This window comes from Variovorax sp. H27-G14 (assembly GCF_046156345.1).
GTDB lineage: Bacteria > Pseudomonadota > Gammaproteobacteria > Burkholderiales > Burkholderiaceae_C > Variovorax.
The window spans coordinates 50,066-69,890 of sequence record NZ_JAYLVN010000026.1 but is presented as its reverse complement, the minus strand read 5'-3'; the positions used below and the strand labels follow the sequence as shown (position 1 = coordinate 69,890).

The 19,825-nt window shown below is 64.7% G+C and carries 20 protein-coding genes; 7 read left to right on the top strand and 13 right to left on the bottom strand.

From position 1 onward, the window contains the following. Positions 1-141 precede the first annotated feature (141 nt). Complete coding sequence (locus VLK31_RS33115) at positions 142-717, top strand: DUF6998 domain-containing protein (RefSeq protein WP_409172731.1); 576 nt, start codon at positions 142-144, stop codon at positions 715-717. Here the strand turns inward: VLK31_RS33115 and VLK31_RS33110 are convergent. From VLK31_RS33110 to VLK31_RS33100, 3 genes are read right to left on the bottom strand one after another with little or no spacing between them, the layout of a single operon-like run. Then, entirely contained in the window at positions 714-1,187 is a 474-nt protein-coding gene (locus tag VLK31_RS33110) for a hypothetical protein (RefSeq protein ID WP_409172730.1), read from the bottom strand. The genes VLK31_RS33115 and VLK31_RS33110 overlap by 4 nt on opposite strands. Before the next feature lie 3 nt (positions 1,188-1,190). Then, a complete protein-coding gene (locus tag VLK31_RS33105; RefSeq protein WP_409172729.1) occupies positions 1,191-1,754 on the bottom strand; it encodes a hypothetical protein in 564 nt (187 codons plus the stop codon). After that, positions 1,751-2,035 (bottom strand): hypothetical protein, encoded by a 285-nt coding sequence (locus tag VLK31_RS33100; RefSeq protein WP_409172728.1) that lies wholly within the window; start codon positions 2,033-2,035, stop codon positions 1,751-1,753. Before VLK31_RS33100 ends, VLK31_RS33105 begins: the two co-directional genes overlap by 4 nt. 744 nt (positions 2,036-2,779) lie before the next feature. Here VLK31_RS33100 and VLK31_RS33095 point away from each other — a divergent pair. The 4 genes from VLK31_RS33095 to VLK31_RS33080 all read left to right on the top strand — a co-directional run bounded on the left by VLK31_RS33095 (position 2,780) and on the right by VLK31_RS33080 (position 7,094). After that, positions 2,780-3,352 carry a TRAP transporter small permease gene (locus VLK31_RS33095; protein ID WP_409172727.1) on the top strand — a complete coding sequence of 191 codons (573 nt, stop codon included), beginning with the start codon at positions 2,780-2,782 and terminating at the stop codon, positions 3,350-3,352. Beyond that, positions 3,349-4,647, top strand: a complete 1,299-nt coding sequence (locus VLK31_RS33090; protein ID WP_409172726.1) for a TRAP transporter large permease — start codon at positions 3,349-3,351, stop codon at positions 4,645-4,647. The genes VLK31_RS33095 and VLK31_RS33090 overlap by 4 nt, the downstream gene beginning before the upstream one ends. A 384-nt stretch (positions 4,648-5,031) precedes the next feature. After that, complete coding sequence (locus VLK31_RS33085; protein WP_409172725.1) at positions 5,032-6,069, top strand: DctP family TRAP transporter solute-binding subunit; 1,038 nt, start codon at positions 5,032-5,034, stop codon at positions 6,067-6,069. Positions 6,070-6,152: 83 nt separating this feature from the next. After that, complete coding sequence (locus VLK31_RS33080) at positions 6,153-7,094, top strand: nucleoside hydrolase (protein WP_409172724.1); 942 nt, start codon at positions 6,153-6,155, stop codon at positions 7,092-7,094. Positions 7,095-7,187: 93 nt separating this feature from the next. On the opposite strand, the gene VLK31_RS33075 is transcribed toward VLK31_RS33080, so the two are convergent. From VLK31_RS33075 to VLK31_RS33050, 6 genes are all read right to left on the bottom strand, one after another. Beyond that, the gene (locus VLK31_RS33075) at positions 7,188-7,925 is read right to left on the bottom strand and encodes an amino acid ABC transporter ATP-binding protein (RefSeq protein WP_409172734.1); all 738 of its coding nucleotides are present in this window, start codon (positions 7,923-7,925) and stop codon (positions 7,188-7,190) included. Positions 7,926-7,964: 39 nt separating this feature from the next. Continuing rightward, positions 7,965-8,651, bottom strand: a complete 687-nt coding sequence (locus tag VLK31_RS33070) for an amino acid ABC transporter permease (RefSeq protein ID WP_409172723.1) — start codon at positions 8,649-8,651, stop codon at positions 7,965-7,967. Between the two features lies 1 nt (position 8,652). Beyond that, positions 8,653-9,384, bottom strand: coding sequence for an amino acid ABC transporter permease (locus VLK31_RS33065; protein WP_409172722.1), 732 nt, complete (start codon positions 9,382-9,384; stop codon positions 8,653-8,655). Between the two features lie 93 nt (positions 9,385-9,477). After that, a complete protein-coding gene (locus tag VLK31_RS33060) occupies positions 9,478-10,377 on the bottom strand; it encodes an amino acid ABC transporter substrate-binding protein (protein ID WP_093126394.1) in 900 nt (299 codons plus the stop codon). A 169-nt stretch (positions 10,378-10,546) separates the two neighbouring features. After that, positions 10,547-12,037 (bottom strand): aspartate ammonia-lyase, encoded by a 1,491-nt coding sequence (locus VLK31_RS33055; RefSeq protein ID WP_409172721.1) that lies wholly within the window; start codon positions 12,035-12,037, stop codon positions 10,547-10,549. A 198-nt stretch (positions 12,038-12,235) separates the two neighbouring features. Next, entirely contained in the window at positions 12,236-13,234 is a 999-nt protein-coding gene (locus VLK31_RS33050) for a LysR substrate-binding domain-containing protein (protein ID WP_409172720.1), read from the bottom strand. A 94-nt stretch (positions 13,235-13,328) separates the two neighbouring features. Here VLK31_RS33050 and VLK31_RS33045 point away from each other — a divergent pair, with 94 nt between their 5' ends. Next, on the top strand, positions 13,329-14,786 hold the full coding sequence (locus VLK31_RS33045; RefSeq protein WP_409172719.1) for an amidase: 1,458 nt from the start codon (positions 13,329-13,331) through the stop codon (positions 14,784-14,786). Between the two features lie 109 nt (positions 14,787-14,895). Here the strand turns inward: VLK31_RS33045 and VLK31_RS33040 are convergent, their stop codons facing one another. Both VLK31_RS33040 and VLK31_RS33035 read right to left on the bottom strand, forming a co-directional pair. Continuing rightward, complete coding sequence (locus VLK31_RS33040; RefSeq protein WP_409172718.1) at positions 14,896-15,834, bottom strand: 2-hydroxyacid dehydrogenase; 939 nt, start codon at positions 15,832-15,834, stop codon at positions 14,896-14,898. A 54-nt stretch (positions 15,835-15,888) separates the two neighbouring features. Beyond that, positions 15,889-17,733, bottom strand: coding sequence for an ABCB family ABC transporter ATP-binding protein/permease (locus tag VLK31_RS33035; protein WP_409172733.1), 1,845 nt, complete (start codon positions 17,731-17,733; stop codon positions 15,889-15,891). A 41-nt stretch (positions 17,734-17,774) separates the two neighbouring features. Here VLK31_RS33035 and VLK31_RS33030 point away from each other — a divergent pair, with 41 nt between their 5' ends. Further along, entirely contained in the window at positions 17,775-18,203 is a 429-nt protein-coding gene (locus tag VLK31_RS33030; RefSeq protein WP_409172717.1) for an acyl-CoA thioesterase, read from the top strand. Between the two features lie 49 nt (positions 18,204-18,252). On the opposite strand, the gene VLK31_RS33025 is transcribed toward VLK31_RS33030, so the two are convergent. Both VLK31_RS33025 and VLK31_RS33020 read right to left on the bottom strand, forming a co-directional pair. After that, positions 18,253-19,017: an enoyl-CoA hydratase gene (locus VLK31_RS33025; protein ID WP_409172716.1), complete on the bottom strand. Its 765-nt coding sequence runs from the start codon at positions 19,015-19,017 to the stop codon at positions 18,253-18,255. A gap of 37 nt (positions 19,018-19,054) precedes the next feature. Next, positions 19,055-19,648, bottom strand: a complete 594-nt coding sequence (locus VLK31_RS33020; RefSeq protein ID WP_409172715.1) for a 2-hydroxychromene-2-carboxylate isomerase — start codon at positions 19,646-19,648, stop codon at positions 19,055-19,057. Positions 19,649-19,825: the final 177 nt, after the last annotated feature.

The following is a 19,825-nucleotide window of genomic DNA, read 5'->3' as shown; positions in this document are numbered from 1 at the left end:
GCTGGCAGCGTAAGGGCACTACAGAAGCGCTCAAACACATCGAATGCCGGTGCAACGAGCCGGCGAGCGCTGCGACACAACACGCGCGCTCGTCATCAAGTCAATTTACGACTTGATCAGATGTTCCTTAGAAGGCGAACCATGAGCGATTGGGATTTCTTGCACGACATGCACGACCGTGGGTACAGCGCGGAGGACATAGCTGACGCCGCCGCCTGCGGCTACGCCCCTTGGCAAGCGAAGTACATCGACAGGGAATGGGCCGAGGCGCAGCTTGAGGGCGAGCCAGAAGAGGACGCGGCCTCAGTTCAGCCCGTCCGGAGCAGAGAAGGCTTTCCGTTCAGCATCCTTGAGCAAACGGAAATCTTCCAAGACTTGGTCGACTGCGCGGCACGCCACTTCGAGAACACAGGCCGATACCTTCAGGTCTGGGGCGAACTGGGAGAAATCTACGCAGAGATCAAGTTTGGTCTTCGCCGCCATGCGACCCACGCGCCCGGCTCTGACGGCACGATTGACGGCAAGCGTGTCGAGGTCAAGACCATCTCGCCCGAAAAGACCAGCGACCACGTACTGGTCAAGAGCCAAGGCGACTTCGAGAAGCTGCTGATCGTGCGGATTGATCGCGAATTCCAGTTTCAAGGCAAGTTGTTTGACCGAAGCGAGCTAAAGGGTGGCGCTGGTAAGTTCCTTCAAGGCCGACTCAAGGGAGATTAGACGGCTTTTTGCGCATACGCTTCTCGGACCGCCTGATGGCTTTTGACGCAGGCATTCAGGATGACTAGCGCGTGGCGCAATAAGACTTCGCTGCGTTGGGGCTCAAACCAATGGCCGTTGAACTTGCCTCCGTGGAACAAGTTGTTTCGCACCCGACAGACAAGCCGCAGGATGAGCTCAGCTTGGTGCTTGTGATCCGGGAGAACATCACTCCAACCCAGAAGGCCATCCGCCTGCTGAATCTGCTTTTTCGGCGAATGGTCAATGTAGTACTGAACGGATGCTTGTAGTTCCGCGGAAGACGGTGCCTCAAGCGTCGGGCGGATTTCGGTGGCGAAAGCACCCCAGTCAGCCGTTGGATCGCGCCGATTCGGTTCACGCAGGCCGACGACCTTCAAGCAGTACTCGCACCTTGCGAACTCTCGGAAGAACTCGAAGCCAAGTGCATCGAGATTGGATGCTTGGGTCATGATTTATTCGTCCCACTTGAGCACGTCTGCCCAGTCGATGCGGTTCTGAAATGATGAGTTGAAGCGGATCATTGCCGTGCACCAGTCAGCTACATTGATCCTCGCCACCCACCCCCTACCCGCCTGATCGTTGCCAAACAGGCGATATACCCCAGTCCAGTACTCAAACGAATCCTCGCCTCTCTCAACAGCCTGCCATACGAGCTTTGCGCCCGTTGCATGTACGATCTTGTTGCAAGAATCGCGCAGAGAAAGGGCGCCGTGGCCTTCAATCGCTCCAATATCAAGGCCGCTGCTTGCTTCCATTTGTAGCGTGCGTGCGTCGAACTGGCTGTCCTCCGCACGACCAATGTCCTGCAACATCCGGATTTTGATGGCGGCATCGATCATGGTGCCACTAACGAGAGCTTTCAAATGGCCGAAGTACTGCCACCACTCATACTCCACCGGGTGTTCAGCATCGCGGACGATTCGGAATCGCTTGCAAAACTCCTGACTACCGAGCGTCACGTGATGAAGCGTGAAGAGGCGAGCCTCAATCGAATCGAAGTCGATGGAGTGCGTCATGTGCGCCCGTAGCTAGCACGTGCATGCCGCCCTGTTGGCCTCTTTTGGCTGGCGCGAGCAGTAAGCACCCTACCCTGCCCATCGAGCATGAACTGCACGCCATGTGGCTGGCTCTCTTTGGGAAACTGCTCGCCGTATGCATCTGCCTCAGCCATCGATTCAAACAGGCGAATCGGTGCGCCGTCGAACAGCCTTCCATCGGCTAGCCACTCCCCCGATTCCTGCAAGTACTCCATGGAACCCATTCCATAGAACCTTGCAACGCCCCAGTTCTTTGCCATGCGGTTGTCCTTCACAAGTGTTTTCCGATGCTAGCGCCTCGATGCGAGCAGGCCCGCATGGGAAAACGCCTGGGCCGATAGCGCTGGAGATTCGCTAGGGCCTAATGCCTATATCAAGCATAGGAGCATCAGGAGATGGGTGAAGCAAGAAGGCGCAAAGCAGAGATTGAAAAACTCAAGGCGCGGGTTGGCAACTGGTACGGAGAGGGCCATTTCCGCCTGCGTTCATAGGTTATGACGGATAGCCTCTAGGTGCCGGTTCGCTTGCCTGAATCAGTCGGTTCCAAATGACCGCTGTCAGCGTTGCTGCAGACATCAAAGCCGCAGGTGCCCAACGGCAGCAACCAGTCTGAAGCGAACATTGAACGCGGTCACCCCAAAGTCCGCAGCAGTTAACACCAGCCCTTCGGATTTCTGCTTGCCCACCTCCCGCCTCTCACAAAAGCTCAGTAGTACACCAGCGGCACTCATCGTGCACAGGGCGTCGGGTGCTCCCCGCAGCGAAATAAAGGAGGAGCGAAGCGGGGGACATTCGCGGAGGGGAGCACCCGGCGGCCTGTGCACCCGCCCTGAACAAACAGCGCCCACAGTGCACTCAGCAGCAGCAGCGCTTAAGGAAACCCCCGATGCATCAGTGGTCATCGACCCCCTAGCATCGGTGGCAGTTTCCCCTGTCGAGGTGTACGGAACGCGTCCCGGCGTCCGCCCGGTGACACGGCGCCTTGCCTCACTGCCCCTTTCGCGATGACAACTCCACCCGAGTCCGGCCCCACGCTGGACGCCGCAAGCCCCCTCCCCCCCGACATCCCAGCCGCCGACGAACCCACCAAGGTTCCCCTTGCCATCGAAGACTGGCTCACCGTCCTCATCATGGGCGCCCTGGCCCTCATCACCTTCGCCAACGTGCTGGTGCGCTACTTCACCGATTCTTCCTTCGCGTGGACCGAAGAGTTCTCGGTGTTCCTCATGATCATGCTGGCCATGGTCGCGGGCTGCGGCGCGGTGGCACGCGACCGGCACATCCGCATCGAGTACTTCTCCGAGAGCGGCTCCATGGCCCGGCGCAAACGGCTCGCCCAGTTTGGCGCGCTCATGATCGCCCTGCTCTTCACGCTGATCGGCACGCTCAGCCTGCGCATGGTGTGGGACGACTACCGCTTCGAGGAAACAACGCCCGGCATCGGGCTGCCCGCCTGGTGGTACTCCATCTGGCTGCCGATCGTGTCCTATGCCATCGCGCTGCGCGCCGTGGGCCTCATGGTGCGCCGCGGCCGCAAGACCAACTACGCCTCGGACAGCAAAGGCGCCACCAAGTGATCGCCACCCTGCTCTTCGTCGCCTTCGTCGTGATGATGCTGGTGGGCGTGCCCATTGGCGCCGCACTCGGCCTGGCCGGCGCGGCCTGCATTGCGCTGGCCAACGGCGACGCCCAGTGGTTCGGCCTGCTGGCCGTGCCGCAGAACTTCTACGCCGGCCTGGGCAAGTACCCGCTGCTGGCCATTCCAATGTTCGTGCTGGTCGGCTCCATCTTCGACCGCTCGGGCGTGGCGCTGCGGCTGGTGAACTTTGCCATTGCCATCGTGGGGCGCGGCCCCGGCATGCTGCCGCTGGTGACGATTGCGGTGGCGATGTTCATGGGCGGCATCTCGGGCTCGGGCCCGGCCACGGCCGCCGCGGTGGGTGGCGTGATGATCGCGGCCATGGCGCGCGCCGGCTACCCGAAGCCCTTCGCGGCCAGTGTGGTGGGCGCCGCAGCGGCCACCGACATTCTGATTCCGCCGTCTGTGGCCTTCATCGTCTATTCGGTGCTGGTGCCCAATGCCTCGGTGCCGGCGCTGTTTGCGGCCGGCATGATCCCGGGCATTCTGGCCGGCTTCGCGTTGATGGTTCCGGCCGTGTGGCTGGCGCGCAAGCACAAGATGGGCGCGCTCGAAGCCAGCCTGCCGCGCCCGCTGTTCTGGAAGAGCTTGCGCGAAGCGATCTGGGGCCTGGCGGCGCCGGTGCTCATTCTGGGCGGCATGCGGCTGGGCTGGTTCACGCCCACCGAGGCGGCCGTGGTGGCGGTGTTCTACGGCCTGTTCGTGGGCATGGTGGTGCACCGCACGATCAAGGTGCGCGACCTGTTCGTGATCTTGCGCGAGTCGGGCGAGTTGTCGGCGGTGATCTTGATCGTGGTGTCGCTTGCGGGCATCTTTGCGTATTCGCTGTCCACACTTGGCGTGATCGACCCGGTGGCCAATGCGATCACGCATTCGGGGCTGGGCGAGTATGGGGTGCTGGCGTTGCTGATTCTGCTGCTCATCACGGTGGGCATGTTCCTGGACGGCGTGTCGATCTTCTTGATCTTCGTGCCGTTGCTGTGGCCGATCGTGCAGTTCTACAAATGGGACCCGGTGTGGTTCGGTGTGATCCTTACGTTGAAGGTGGCGCTGGGGCAGTTCACGCCACCGTTGGCGGTGAACCTGATGGTGTCCTGCCGCATTGCGGGCGTGCGCATGGAGGAGACGGTGCGCTGGGTCGGCTGGCTGCTGTTCTCGATGTTCGTGGTGATGGTGCTGGTCATCGCCTTCCCCGAGTTGGCTTTGTGGCTGCCGCGCAAGCTGGGGTACTGAGGTGATGTCTTTGCCGTTGCCGTTGCTTGAGCGCCGCTGTTGTTCGGGGCGCGCTCGCGAGGGCGGGGTACCTTGCTCCGCGAATGTCCCCCGGCCTGCGGCCTCCTCCTTTATTTCGCTGCGCAAGGCACCCCACCCTCACGAGCGTTATACGGAGCAGTCGTTGATCAGCGGAGCACACAGAGCGTGTCCTGGTGCACAGGGCGTCGGGTGCTCCCCGCAGCGAAATAAAGGAGGAGGGGCGAAGCCCCGGGGGACATTCGCGGAGGGGAGTACCCGGCGGCCTGTGCACGCGCCCTGAACAAGAGCCCTGACCAAAGCCCCTCGCCCCGCTAGCTAAAAGATTCCAGTACCAGTCGTGTTCAAGAAAACAAGGAGACCATCATGAAATTCCGCCGCACCCTTCTCGGCCTCGCCGCCGCAGCGACCGCCCTCGGCCTGTTCTCTACCGGCGCCATGGCGCAGGCCACCTACAAGCCCGAATACAAGATGTCGCTGGTGTTGGGCCCGCCCACCCCCTGGGGCCAGGCCGGAAAAATCTGGGCCGACATGGTGAAAGAGCGTACACAAGGCCGCATCAACATCAAGCTCTACCCCGGCGTGTCGCTAATCCAGGGCGACCAGACCCGCGAGTTCAGCGCGCTGCGCCAAGGCGTCATCGACATGGCCGTGGGCTCCACCATCAACTGGTCGCCGCAAGTGAAACAGCTCAACCTGTTCTCCATGCCGTTCCTGATGCCCGACTACGCCGCCATCGATGCGCTCACGCAAGGCGAAGTCGGCAAGGACATGTTCAAGACCCTCGACAAGGCCGGCGTGGTGCCGCTTGCGTGGGGTGAGAACGGCTTCCGCGAAATCACAAACTCCAAGCGGCCGATCAAGTCGCCGGCAGACGTCAAGGGCATGAAGATCCGCGTGGTCGGCTCGCCCATTTACTCCGACATGTTCACCGCGCTGGGCGCCAATCCCACGCAAATGAGCTGGGCCGACGCACAGCCCGCGCTCGCCAGCGGCGCGGTCGACGGGCAGGAGAACCCGCTGTTCTTGTTCACCGTGCTGAAGATGCAGAACGTGGGCCAGAAGTTCGTCACCACCTGGGGCTACGTGGCCGACCCGCTGGTGTTCGTGGTGAACAAGGAAATCTGGGCCTCGTGGACGCCGGCCGACCAAGCCATCGTGCGCCAGGCCGCCGTCGATGCGGGCAAGGAAGAAATCGCCATCGCACGCAAAGGCCTGGTGGAAGCCGACAAGCCCGTGCTGAAAGACATCGCGGGCATGGGCGTGACCGTCACCAGCCTCACGCCGGCCGAGCGCGACGCCTTTGTGAAAGCGACGCGGCCGGTGTACGACAAGTGGAAGCCGACCGTGGGCGCGGACCTGGTGGCCAAGGCCGAGCAGGCCATTGCGGCGCGCAAGAAGTAGCAGGCCGCACAACAGCCCGAGAGCCCGAGAGCCCGAGAGCCTGAGGACTGGGGTGGGCCGCGATGGGCTACGACAATGGCGCGATGCACACCCTGATCATCGACACGGACCCCGGCGCGGACGACATGATCGCGCTGCTGTTTGCCATGGCAGCGCCCGAGCAACTGAAGCTCCAGGCGCTGACCACGGTTGCCGGCAATGTGCCGCTGGCCAAGACCTCGCGCAATGCGCGGCTGGCCTGCGAATGGGCCGGGCGGCCTGACATTCCGGTGTATGCAGGCGCCGAGCGGCCCCTGCACCGCACACCGATCTACGCAGCCAACATCCACGGCCAGGAAGGCCTCACCGGCGTCGACGTGTACGAGCCCGCCGCGCCACTGGCCGACGGCCACGCGGTCGACTATCTGGTTCGCACCCTGCGCGCGGCGCCCGAGAAGAGCGTGACGCTCGCCATGCTCGGCCCGCAGACCAACCTGGCGCTGGCGCTCGAACAAGCCCCCGACATCGTGCGCGGCCTGCGCGAGCTGGTGCTCATGGCCGGCGCGCATTTCAACGGCGGCAACATCACGCCGGTGGCGGAGTTCAACGTGTTCGCCGACCCCCATGCGGCCGAGGCGGTGCTGCTGAAAAGCGGCGTGCCCATCACCATGCTGCCGCTGGACGTGACGCACAAGATTCTCACAAGCGAAGCGCGCATCGCGCGGCTGCGAGGCATCGGCAACAGGGCCGGCGCGATCGTCGCGGACATTCTGGACGCCTATGCGCCGCAGGAGATGAAGCACTACGACATGCCCGGCGGCCCGGTGCACGACGCCACCGTCACCGCCTACCTGCTGCAGCCTTCGCTGTTCAAGGGCAGGCGCATTCATGTGGAGATCGACAGCCGCGAAGGCATGGGCTTCGGCCAGACAGTGGCCGACTGGCACGACAGCCTGCACCGCTCGCCCAACGTGAACTGGATCGTCGACGGCGACGCGCAAGGGTTCTTCGACCTGCTGACAGAGCACATCGCCAGGCTGCCCTGACGCCGGCGCCGGAGCCAATGAAAAAAGCCACGCTGCGGAACAGCGTGGCTTTTGTCTTTGCGCTTGCGGCGCTGTCTGTGCTCTAGCAGCGCATCAGTGCTGCAGGATCTTGTTCAAGAAGTCCTTCGTGCGGGGCTGGCGATTTTCCGGATGGTTGAAGAACTCGTCCTTCGGGCAGTCTTCCAGGATCTTGCCGCCCACGTCGATGAAGATCACGCGGCTGGCCACCTTGCGGGCGAAGGCCATTTCGTGCGTGACCACCATCATGGTCATGCCTTCCTTGGCCAGGGCCACCATCACGTCGAGCACTTCGCCGACCATTTCGGGGTCGAGCGCCGAGGTGGGTTCGTCGAACAGCATCACCATCGGGTCCATCGACAGCGCACGGGCAATGGCCACGCGCTGCTGCTGGCCGCCCGACAGCTGGCCCGGAAACTTGTCCTTGTGCGCCATCAGGCCCACGCGGTCGAGCATCTTCATGCCGCGCGTCTTGGCTTCGTCCGCCGAGCGGCCCAGCACCTTGATCTGCGCGATCGTGAGGTTCTCGGTCACCGACAGGTGCGGGAACAGCTCGAAGTGCTGAAACACCATGCCGACCTTGGAGCGCAGCTTGGGCAGGTTGGTCTTGGGGTCGTGCAGCGGAATGCCGTTGACGGTGATCTCGCCCTTCTGGAAGGGCTCGAGCGCGTTCACGGTCTTGATGAGGGTGGACTTGCCCGAGCCCGAAGGCCCGCACACCACCACCACGTCGCCCTTGGAGATGCTCACCGAACAATCGTTGAGCACCTGCACCGGGCCGTACCACTTCGATACGTTCTTGATTTCAATCATTTTTTCGGACATTTCTTTCTCTCCGGTTCAGCACGCGGGTCAGCGAATGATGGCGATTTTCTTGTGCAGGCGCTTCACCAGCCAGGAAAGGGCGTAGCACATGACAAAGTAAACGACGGCGGCCAGCAGGTAGGCCTCGATGGGTCGGCCGAAGTTCTTGCCGGCCGTCTCGAAGCCCTTGAGCATGTCGTAGGCACCGATGGCATACACCAGCGAGGTGTCCTGGAACAGGATGATGGTCTGCGTGAGCAGCACCGGCAGCATGTTACGGAACGCCTGCGGCAGCACCACCAGGCGCATGTTCTGCCCGTAGGTCATGCCCACGGCCTGCCCGGCGTTGACCTGGCCGCGCGGAATCGACTGGATGCCCGCACGCATGATCTCGCTGAAGTAGGCCGCCTCGAACGCGACGAAGGTGATCACGGCCGAGATTTCGGAGCGGTAGTTGGAGCCCAGCGAGCCGAACAGCGAATAGAACGACGCCGGCACCAGCAGAAAGAACCACAGGATCACCATCACCAGCGGGATGCTTCGCATGCCGTTGACGTACAGGGCCGCGGGGGCGTCCAGCCACTTCTTGCCCGACAGGCGCATGAGCGCCAGCAAGGTGCCGAAGATCACGCCGCCAATGGTGGCCACCACCGTCAGCATGATGCTGAAGTAGAAGCCCTTGACGACGAAGTTGCTGATGACGTCCCAGTTGTAGAAGGACAGGTCGAGATTCATGTCAGTGTCCTCCGCCGCCGGCGCTGGCCGAGACGATGAAACCCGGCACGCGGGTCTTCTTCTCGATGTAGGCCATGAGTCGGTTGATGATCAGGGCCGACACCACGTAGCAGCCGGTCACGGCCAGGTAGATCTCGATGCCGCGCGACGTTTCTTCCTGTGCCTGCATGGCGAACATGGTGAGTTCGGTGACCGACACCGCAAAGGCGACGGACGAATTCTTGAAGATGTTCATCGTCTCGCTCGTGAGCGGCGGCAGGATGATGCGGTACGCCATCGGCAATATCACGTAGCGGTAGTACTGCGGCGTGGTGAACCCCACCGCCATGCCCGCGTAGCGCTGGCCCTTGGGCAGCGCCTGAATGCCGGAGCGCACCTGCTCGGCAATGCGTGCCGAAGTGAAGAAGCCCAGCGCCAGCACCACGAGAATGAAGCTCGGCACGCCCTTCATGACGGGAATCAGCGCCGGAATCACGTGGTACCAAAGGAAGATCTGCACCAGCAACGGGATGTTGCGGAACAGCTCCACCCAGGCATTGCCCAGACGCACCAGCCACGGGCTGTCGGGCAGCGTGCGGATGATGCCGACCAGCGAGCCCAGCACCAGCGCGACGATCAGCGCCAGCAATGCAACCGACACCGTCCAGCCCCAGGCCGACAGCATCCATTGCAGGTAAGTCGGGTAGTCCCCGCCGGGGTCTTGCAGGAAGACCTGCCAATCCCAGTTGCCCATGTTCATTCACTCCTTCAGCACTTAGAAAACCAGTCCCTTGAAAAGAAACGCCCACCTTGAAAGGTGGGCGTCATTCACGCAGCAATGCGACGCTTATTCCTTGGTGACGTACTCTTCAGCCGGCTTGTCGTTCGGGTTGGCCCAAGCGTTCTTGGTGGCCTCGCCCAGCGGCAGGTTGATGGTCACGCCAGCGGGCGGAATCGGCTTGAGGAACCACTTGTCGTACAGCTTGGTCAGCTCGCCCGACTTGGCCTGTGCCTTGATGCTGTCGTCCACGGCCTTCTTGAAGGCGGGGTCGTCCTTGCGGATCATGATGCCGATGGGTTCGACAGCCAGCACGTCCGACAGGATCTTGTAGTCCTTGGGCGACTTCGACTTGGCCGCCAGGGCGGCCAGGATCGAGCCGTCCATCACGAAGGCGTCGGCGCGGCCGGTTTCCAGCAGCAGGAAGCTGTCGGAGTGGTCCTTGCCGTAGACCTCCTTGAAGGTCAGGTTTTCAGCACGCTTTTGCTTGCGCACGGTCTGCAGCGGCGTGGTGCCGGTGGTGGTGGCGACCGTCTTGTCCTTCAGGTCGGCCAGCGAGTTGATGCCCGAGTTGGCCTTGACGACGATCTTGGTTTCTTCGACGTACGTGGTCACGCCGAAAGCCACGTCCTTCTGGCGGGTGGCGTTGTTGGTGGTCGAGCCGCACTCGATGTCCACGGTGCCGTTCTGCACCAGGGGAATGCGGTTTTGCGAGGTCACGGGCTGGTACTTGACTTCAAGCTTCTTGCCAGCGGCCTTCTCGAGGTCCTTGATGATGTTGGCGCAGACGTCGTAGTGGAAGCCCGTGTACTGGCCATTGCCCAGCGTGTAGGAAAGGCCGGAGGATTCACGCACGCCCTCGGTGATGACGCCCGAGGCCTTGATCTTGGCAAGGGTGTCATTGGCTTGTGCCATTGCGCCGCCGGCGGCCAGCGCCGCGATTGCCAATGCCAATACTTGTTTCTTCATACAGTAAAACTCCTGAGGGTGACGTAAACAGATACAACGAAATTCTAGACACTCACATTTTGCGTGATACCCGGACCAACCCGGTGCACCGACGCTCACTCTGCACCATGCAAGCGCATACGCGTGTCAGCATGGTGCGATCCTGCCTCCTGGCATTGTCTGACTTTCACTAAGCAGCCTTTGTGCCCGCCGGCCCACCCGGCGATCCACCCGGCACGGTGCCGGTGGGTTCGGCCGCGGGCGGCACCGGCGCCGCCGTGAGGCGCACGGGCTGCGTGAGATTTTCCGGCACGAGCAGCGCCTCCATCTGGGCGCGCGTCATGATGCCCAGCGACTCGGCCACCAGGTCGATCGGCCCGCCGGTGGCCAGCGCGGTCTTGGCGATGAGCGCTGCCTTTTCGTAGCCGATGAGCGGGTTCAGCGCGGTAACCAGCGTGACCGACTCGCGCACCCGCTTGGCAAGAAACTCGCGGTTGGCCTCGATGCCTTCCACGCAATTCTTCTGCAGCGTGTCGCAGGCGTTGGCCAGGTGCTTGATGCTCTTGAACAGGCTCCAGCCCATGATCGGCTCGAAGGCATTGAGCTGCAGTTGCCCCGCCTCCGAGGCCATGGTCACGGTGATGTCGTTGCCAATGACCTCGAAGGCCACCTGGTTCATCACTTCCGGGATCACCGGGTTGACCTTGCCCGGCATGATCGACGAGCCCGCCTGGCGCGCCGGCAGCCTGATTTCGCCAAAGCCGGCCTGCGGGCCGCTGGACAGCAGGCGCAGGTCGTTGCAGGTCTTGCTGAGCTTGGTGGCCACGCGCTTGAGCACGCCCGACAGTTGCACGAAGGCGCCCGTGTCCTGCGTCGCCTCGATCAGGTTGGCGGCCTGCTTGAGCGGCACGCCGGTCTGCTCGGCAAGGTACTGGCAGGCCAGGTTGGCGTAGCCGTGCGGGGCGTTGATGCCGGTGCCGATGGCGGTGGCGCCAAGGTTGATTTCCTCGATGAGCGCGCGGGCCTCGGCCAGCCGCAATTCGTCCTCGCCGATCATGATGGCGTAGGTCAGAAACTCCTGGCCCAGCGTCATGGGCACGGCGTCCTGCAGCTGGGTGCGCCCGATCTTCAGAACGTCCTTGAACTCCAGCGCCTTGGCCTCGAAGCTCTTGCGCAGCGAGGCCATGGCCTCCAGCAGCCGCCCGATGGCAAACCACAGGGCCAGGCGCACCGCGGTCGGGTACACGTCGTTGGTGCTCTGCGAGGCGTTGACGTGGTCGTTGGGGTGCAGCACGTCGTAGCGCCCCTTCTCGTGCCCCAGTTTTTCCAGCGCGAGGTTGCAGATGACCTCGTTGGCGTTCATGTTGGTGGAGGTGCCCGCGCCGCCCTGAATGACGTCGACCACGAACTCGTCGAGCAGCTTGCCGTCCACCAGGTCCTCGCAGGCCAGGATGATGGCCGCCGCGCGGTCCCGGTCGATGGCGCCCAGGTCGGCATTGGCGCGGGTGGCGGCCTTCTTCACGAAGGCCAGCGCGCGCACCAGGTCGGGCATGGCCGAGATGCGGGTGCCGGAGATGGCGAAGTTCTCCACGGCCCGCGCCGTGTGCACGCCCCAGTAGGCGGCGGCAGGGATCTGCTTCTCGCCGAGGAAGTCGTGTTCAGTCCTGAAATTGGTGCTCATACAGGTTCCTCGGCTTAAAAAAAAGCACGCGAAGGACGCGTGCCGGAGATGTGCTTGTTGCAGCGGCTGAAAAGCAGCCGCGACTGTAGAGGCGCCCGGCCCAGGGCGCCAATGCCGTATGCGGGGAGGCTCATGCGCGGCATGTATAGATTGTGCAGTGCACAAAAAACGAGCGGCTTCTGCCTGGCTTTCGGGCTCTCAGCCCGGCGGCTGCGTGCCCACCAGGTAAGACCACAGCGCGTCGGCGGTGCGCTTGGGTTGCGGGGGCGCATCGGCGACGGCGGCGGCGGCGGTCTTGGCGGCACGGCCCGTGCCGGCCTTCACGGGCACCGGCGCGCTCGGGCGCTCGCGGTAGGCGCGAATTTCCATCGTCGCCTCCAGGCTGTCGATTTCCGGGGGCAGCGCGCTCACCAGCTTGCGCGCCTTGATTTCGTTGCGCACCGCGCTCTGCGGCAAAAAGGCGATGCCGTGGCCTTCGAGCGCCATCACCTTCAGGCCTTCAGCCATGTCGGTCTCGTAGACCCGGTCGAGGTGAATGGCCGTGCCCGACTCCTTCAGCAACTGGTCGACCACGCGGCCCAGGTAGGCGCCCGGCGCATAGCCCAGGTAGGGCAGCGGCTGGCCCGGGCGGCCGGGCAGCCGGTAGCGCGGCGCGCCGTCGGCATCGGCCTTGACCCAGGGGGCCACGGTTTCCTCGCCGAGGCTCACCATCTCGTACTTGTTGGCGTCCAGCTGCAGGGGCTGCGAGGGGTGGTGGTAGGCAATGAGCAGGTCGCAGCTGCCTTCGACCAGCCGCAGCACCGCGTCGTGCACGTTGAGCGCGATGAGCCGGCTCTTGATCGGCCCGAAGTGCTCGCGCAGGCTGGTCACCCAGGAGGGGAAGAAGGTGAAGGCCAGGGTATGCGGCACCGCGATTTCGATCACGTCCTGCCCGGCGGCCGAGTGGCCGCGCAGCATGGCGCGCGTGCTCTGCAGCGACTGCAGCATCTCGATGGCCTGGCTGTAAAGCGTCTGCCCCGCGGGCGTGAGCCGCGTGGGGTACGAGCTGCGGTCGACCAGGTCGGTGCCGGCCCAGCCTTCGAGCGCCTGGATGCGCCGCGAGAACGCCGGCTGGGTCACATGCCTCAACTGGGCCGAGCGGCTGAAGCTGCGCGTTTCCGCCAGGCTGATGAAGTCTTCGAGCCACTTTGTTTCCATACGCGGCGATTATGCGAGCGCCGCGCCATACTGGGCGCCCCCGTCTTTTCCCGCATTCGCCGCACGCGCGATGCCTCTCGCCATGTCACTTGCCATGCCACTTTCAACGCCCCTCGCCAACGACCTGCTCGCCCTCAGCGCCACCGCGCTTTCGCGCCGCATTGCCTCGCGCGACGTGTCCTGCCATGAAGTGATGCAGGCCTCGCTGGCCCGCATCGAGGCGCTGAACCCGCGCTTCAACGCCATCGTGTCGCTGCGCGAGCCCGCGCAGCTGCTGGCCGAAGCCACCGAGCGCGACGCCGAGCTGGCACGCGGCGAGCGGCGCGGCTGGATGCACGGCTTTCCGCTGGCCGTGAAAGACCTGAGCCACGCCGCGGGCCTGCCGACCTCGATGGGCTCGCCGCTGTCGCCGCGCTCGCCGGCGCGCACCGACAGCCTGCACGTGGCGCGCGCCCGCGCGGCCGGCGCGGTGGTCATCGGCAAGACCAACACGCCGGAGTTCGGGCTGGGCTCGCACACCTACAACCCGGTGTTCGGCATCACCCGCAACGCCTATGCGCCCGAGCGCAGCGCGGGCGGCAGCAGCGGCGGCGCGGCCGTGGCGCTGGCCCTGGGCATGCTGCCCGTGGCGGACGGCAGCGACATGATGGGGTCGCTGCGCAACCCGGCCGCCTTCAACAACGTGATCGGCATGCGGCCCTCGCGCGGGCGCGTGCCGGGCAACCCCGACGACGAGCTGTTCTTTCAGCAACTGGGCACCGAAGGCCCGATGGCCCGCACGGTCGAAGACGCGGCGCGGCTGCTGGCGGTGCAGTCGGGCTTCGATGCGCGCGTGCCGCTTTCTTCGCCCCACGCCCTGCCCTCGCCCGATGCGCTGCAGCTGGACGGCGACGGCCAGGGCCTGCGCGTCGGCTGGCTAGGCAGCATCTGGCCTGACTTGCCGCTGGCGCCCGGCGTGCGCGAGCTCGGCGAAAAAGCGCTCGACACCTTCCGCACCATCGGTTGCGAGGTCGAGGCCTGCACGCTCGACGTGCCGCGCGAGCACAACTGGAGCGCATGGCTGCGGCTGCGGCAGTTGCTGGTGGGCGGCAAGCTGGGCGCCTACATGAGCGACCCCAAGCTCTTTGCGCAACTCAAGCCCGAGGCGCAATGGGAAATCGAGCAGAGCCGGCACCTCGACGCGGCCTCGCTTTATCAGGCGTCGCTTTACCGCTCGAACGTGTACCGCGCGTTCCTGAAGCTGTTCGAGCGCTTCGACTTCGTGGTGGCGCCCACGGCGCAGGTGTTCCCGTTCGATGCCGAGCTGCACTGGCCGGCGGAGGTGGGCGGCGTGAAGAGCGACACGTACCACCGCTGGATGGAGATCGTCACGCCGTTCACGCTGGCGGGGCTGCCGACCTTGAACGTGCGCGCGGGGTTCAGCGAAGGCGGGCTGCCGATGGGGCTGCAGCTTGCGGGGCCGATCCATGCGGACCTGGAGGTGCTGCGGCTCGGGCATGCGTACGACCAGGCCTGCGGCTGGGGCGCCCACCGCCCGCCGGTTTTGGGCTGACTCTCTCCCCCGCTGGGCGGAGGGTTGGGGCGGGGGCCAGCGGCGCATCCACTGAGCGCTCTGCCTGCCCCCATCCCAGCCTTCCCCCGGAGGGGGAAGGCGCAATACATCACACGGGCGTGACCACGCCGCGGCCTGCGAAGTGCCCTTCGGCGTTCGCAAGGAAATGGTCGACCGACTTCTGCGTCGCCTCGGGCGACCAGCCCGCCACGTGCGGCGTGAGCAGCACGTTGTTCAGCCCGACCAGCGGCTCGGGCCGCTTCGGTTCGCTCTCGTACACGTCCACGCCAGCACCCGCAATGCGGTGCTCGCGCAGCGCCGCCGCCAGCGCCTCGGTGTCGACCACGCTGCCGCGCCCGATGCTCACCAGGTAGCCCTTCGGCCCCAGCGCGTCGAGCACCTCGGCATTCACCATGTGCTTCGTCGCCGGCCCGCCAGGCGCCACCAGCACCAGGAAGTCGGCCCATGCCGCCAGCGACTTCAGGTCGTCGAAGTAGCGGTGCGTGGCGCCCTCGCGCGGCTTGCGGTTGTGATAGCCGACCTCCAGGTCGAACGCCGCGGCCCTCTTGGCAATCTTCTGGCCGATGGTGCCCAGCCCCAGAATGCCCAGCTTCTTGCCCGACACGTTGGCCGGCTGCTCGATCGCTTCGCGCCACACGCCTTCGCGGCACAGCCGGTCGAGCGTGCGGAAATCGCGAACGATGCTGATCAGCATGCCCATGGCGTGGTCGGCCACGCAGTCGTCGTTGGTGCCGGCGCCGTTGGCCGTTGCAATGCCGCGCGCACGCGTCACCTCCAGCGGCACGCCTTCGTAGCCCGCGCCCATGCAGCAGATGAGCTCCACCGCGGGCATGGCCGCAATTTCTTCCGGCGTGATGCCGATCACGCCAATGGTCAGCACCGCGCGAAACTTCTTGCCGTGCTCGGCGATGGCGGCGGCGCGCTGGGCGGGGCCGAAGGCATAGGTCATGTCGTAGACCTCGGCAATCTGCGCCTGGTGGGCACTCGACAGGCTGTTGAGCACCAGCAGGGGAATCTTGGTCGGCACGTGGGAGCTCCTGAAATCGATGAAAAAGAACTGAATGGGTCGCGAATGATCGCGCTAGAGCAGTGGCGCTGCTTCGCTCTTTTGCAATGCCCACATGTGGGCGTAGCGGCCTTGCCGGGCCAGCAGCTCCGCATGCGTGCCGCGCTCCACGATCACGCCGCTTTCGAGCACCAGGATCTCGTGCGCGTCGACCACCGTGGACAGCCGGTGCGCAATGACCAGCGTGGTCTTGTCCTGCGCGGCGCTCTTCAGCTCCGACTGAATGGCGCGCTCGTTGGCCGAGTCGAGCGCCGAGGTGGCTTCGTCGAAGATCACGATGGGCGGGTTCTTCAGCAGCGTGCGCGCAATGGCCACGCGCTGCTTTTCGCCCCCCGACAGCTTCAGCCCGCGCTCGCCCACCGTGGTGTCGTAGCCCTTGGGCGAGGCCGCGATGAAGTCGTGAATGCGCGCGGCGCGTGCGGCGTTTTCCACCTCTTCGCGCGTGGCGCCCGGGCGGCCGTAGGCAATGTTGTATTCGATGGTGTCGTTGAACAGCACCGTGTCCTGCGGCACGATGCCGATGGCGCGGCGCACGCTGGATTGCTGCACCTCGCGGATGTCCTCGCCGCCGATGGTGATGCGCCCCTGCTGCACGTCGTAGAAGCGGTACAGCAGCCGCGCCAGCGTCGACTTGCCCGAGCCCGAGGGGCCGACCACCGCCACCGTCTTGCCCGCGGGAATCTCGAAGCTCAGGTGCTTCAGGATGGGCCGCGCGGGCTCGTAGGCAAAGCTCACGTCCTCGAAGCGCACGGTGGCGTCGGTGCCGGCCAGCGGCTGCGCACCGGGCGCGTCGCGCACCTCGCGGTCTTTCTCCATCAGCACGAACATCTTGTCCAGGTCGGTCAGGCTCTGCTTGATCTCGCGATAGATCACGCCCAGAAAGTTCAGCGGAATGTAGAGCTGGATCATGAAGGCGTTGACCATCACCAGGTCGCCCAGCGTCATGCGCCCCTCGACCACGCCCGACGTGGCGCGCCACAGCATCAGCACCAGGCTCACGGCAATCAGCGCCTGCTGGCCGGTGTTGAGCATGCTCAGCGTGCGCTGGCTCTTGATGGCGGCCTTGCGGTAGCGGTCCAGGCTGGCGTCGTAGCGTTTGGCCTCGAAGTCTTCGTTGTTGAAGTACTTGACCGTTTCGTAGTTCAGCAGCGAGTCGACCGCGCGGCTCTGCGCCACCGAGTCGAGCTCGTTCATGGTCTTGCGGAACTGGGTGCGCCACTCGGTCACCGTGACGGTGAAGCCGATGTACAGCACCAGCGCGCCACCGGTGATCCAGACGAACAGCGAATCGAACTTCACGCCCAGAATGGTGAGCACCAGCACCAGCTCGATGATGGTGGGCACGATGCTGTAGAGCGACATCGAAATCAGCGAGTGCACGCCGCGCGTGCCGCGCTCGATGTCGCGCGTCATGCCGCCGGTCTGGCGCTCCAGGTGAAAGCGCAGGCTCAGCGAGTGCAGGTGCTGAAACACCTCCAGCGCAATGCGCCGCGCGGTGCCTTCGGTGGCCTTGGCGAAGATCAGCTCGCGCAACTCGCCGAACAGCGAGGTCGAAAAGCGCAGCAGCCCGTAAGCCAGCAGCAGGCTGATGGGCACGATGAGCAGGGCCTGCGCCATGTCCGGCTTGGGCGTCATCGTGTCGACCAGGTTCTTCAGCAGCACCGGCACGCCCACGTTGGCCACCTTGGCGCCCACCATGAAGGCCAGCGCGGCCGCCACGCGCCACTTGTATTGCCAGAGGTAAGGGAACAGCCGCCGCAGCGTCGCCCAGTCGGAGCGGTCGCTGCGCTCGGGCGGGTGGCCGGACACGGTGTGGGAGGGGGAGGACGGTGGGGGGAGGGCTTCGCCACTGCGGCGCATGGAGGACAATCGTGGTTGCTTGTTTGTTCCAGATTGTGCCCATGTCAGATACTTCCAGTGCCGCCGCCGCTGCCACCCTCAAGAGCCTGCCCACCGACATGGAGCTGGTGCTCAAGGTCATTCCGATGCCGGCCGACTGCAATGCCAATGGCGACATCTTCGGCGGCTGGGTCATGGCGCAGTGCGACCTGGCCGGCTCGGTGATTCCCGCGCGCTACGCCAAGGGCCGCCAGGCCACGGTGGCGGTGAACGAGTTCATCTTCAAGCAGCCGGTGCGCCTGGGCGACATTCTGTCGTTCTATTCGAAGCTGGTGCGCATCGGGCGCACGTCGGTCACGGTCACGGTCGAGGTGTTTGCCGAGCGCTTTCGCGCGCAGGGCGAGTACATCAAGGTGACGCAGGCCACCTTCACCTACGTGGCCATCGACGACAACGGCCGCCCGCGCCCCATCGAGCCGCTGACCGAATAAGGCTCCGGCGCGCGGGCCCCTCGGGCCCGGCGCTCACGCCGCAGCGCGCTCAGACCTTCGAAAAGTCCGGCTTGCGCTTTTCCATGAACGCGCCAAAGGCTTCGCGCGCCGCGGGTTCGCGCAGCATGCGCCCGAAGCTCGCGCCCTCCTCCCCCATGCGTTCCAGCACGGCGGGCATCTGCGCTTTTTTCAGCAGCCGCTTGGTTTCGACCAGCGCGGTCAGCGGCTTGGCCGCGAGCTTGCGTGCCTGAATTTGCGCAATGGCGTTCGCCTCGGTCGGCGGCACCACGCGGTTGACCAAGCCCACTTCGAGCGCAGCCTCGGCCATGAAGGGCTCGCCCAGCAGCAGCGCCTCGGCCGCGCGGTGGTAGCCCAGCATCTGCGGCACCAGCAGGCTGGACGCTGCTTCGGGGCACAGGCCCAGGTTCACGAAAGGCATCGAGAACGCGGCGTTGTCGCCCGCGTAGACCAGGTCGCAATGGAACAGCATCGTGGTGCCGATGCCCACGGCCGGGCCGCACACCGAGGCCACGATGGGCTTGGGAAAGGTCGCGATGCCGCGCAGGAAGCGGAACACGGGCGACTCTTGCGTGGACGGCGGGCCGTTGAGAAAGTCGCCGATGTCGTTGCCGGCGCTGAAGATGGTCGGGTCGCCCTGCAGCAGCACGCAGCGCACGGCGGGGTCGGCCTCGGCCGTGGCCAGCGCATCGGCCAGTTCGCCGTACATGGCGCTGGTGATGGAGTTCTTCTTGTCGACGCGGTTGAAGGTGAGGGTCATCACACCGGCTTCGGTGTGGACGAGGATGTCGCTCATGAAAATGATCCTTGAATAAAAACGGGTGGAGCCGCGCTCAGGCGGCAAGGGCTTCGCGCACAAAATCGAGCCGGTCCTGGCCCCAGAACATCTGGGTGCCGACGAACATGGTCGGCGCGCCGAACACGCCGCGCGCCACGGCCTCCTGGGTCACGGTCTTCAGTCGGTCCTTGGTTTCCTGCGCGCCGGCCAGCGCAAGCAGTTCGGCGGCGTCGAAGCCCGCATTCTGCAAGACGGCGCCGACGGTGGCCGGGTCGTTGAGGTTCGTGGGCTCGACCCACATGGCATGGAACACGGCGTCGACGTAGGCACCGAAGCGCTCGGGTTGCGTCGCTTGGATGCCGGTGGCGCCGCGCATGAGCAGCAGGGTGTTGATCGGAAAATGCGGGTTGAGCACAAAGGGCACGCCGTAGCGTTTCGCAAAGCGCTGCAGGTCGACGTTCATGTACGGGCCCTTGGGCTTGATGTCGACGGGCGAGTGGTTGCCCGTGGCCTGGAACACGCCCCCCAGCAGCATGGGTTTCCACACCAGTTCGGCACCGGTGTCGGCGCACACATGCGGCAGTTGCGTTGCGGCCAGGTAGGCGGCGGGGCTGCCGAAGTCGAAATAGAACTCTACGGAATGGGTCATTGCTGTCTCCTTTGGGGGCTGTCTTGTTCAGGGCTTTTTTTCAGGGCGCTGTTGTTCGGGGCTCATTTTTTCAGGGCTCATTTTTCAGGGCGGGTGCACAGGCCGCCGGGTACTCCCCTCCGCGAATGTCCTCCGGCCTGCGGCCTCCCCCTTTATTTCGCTGCGGGGAGCACCCGA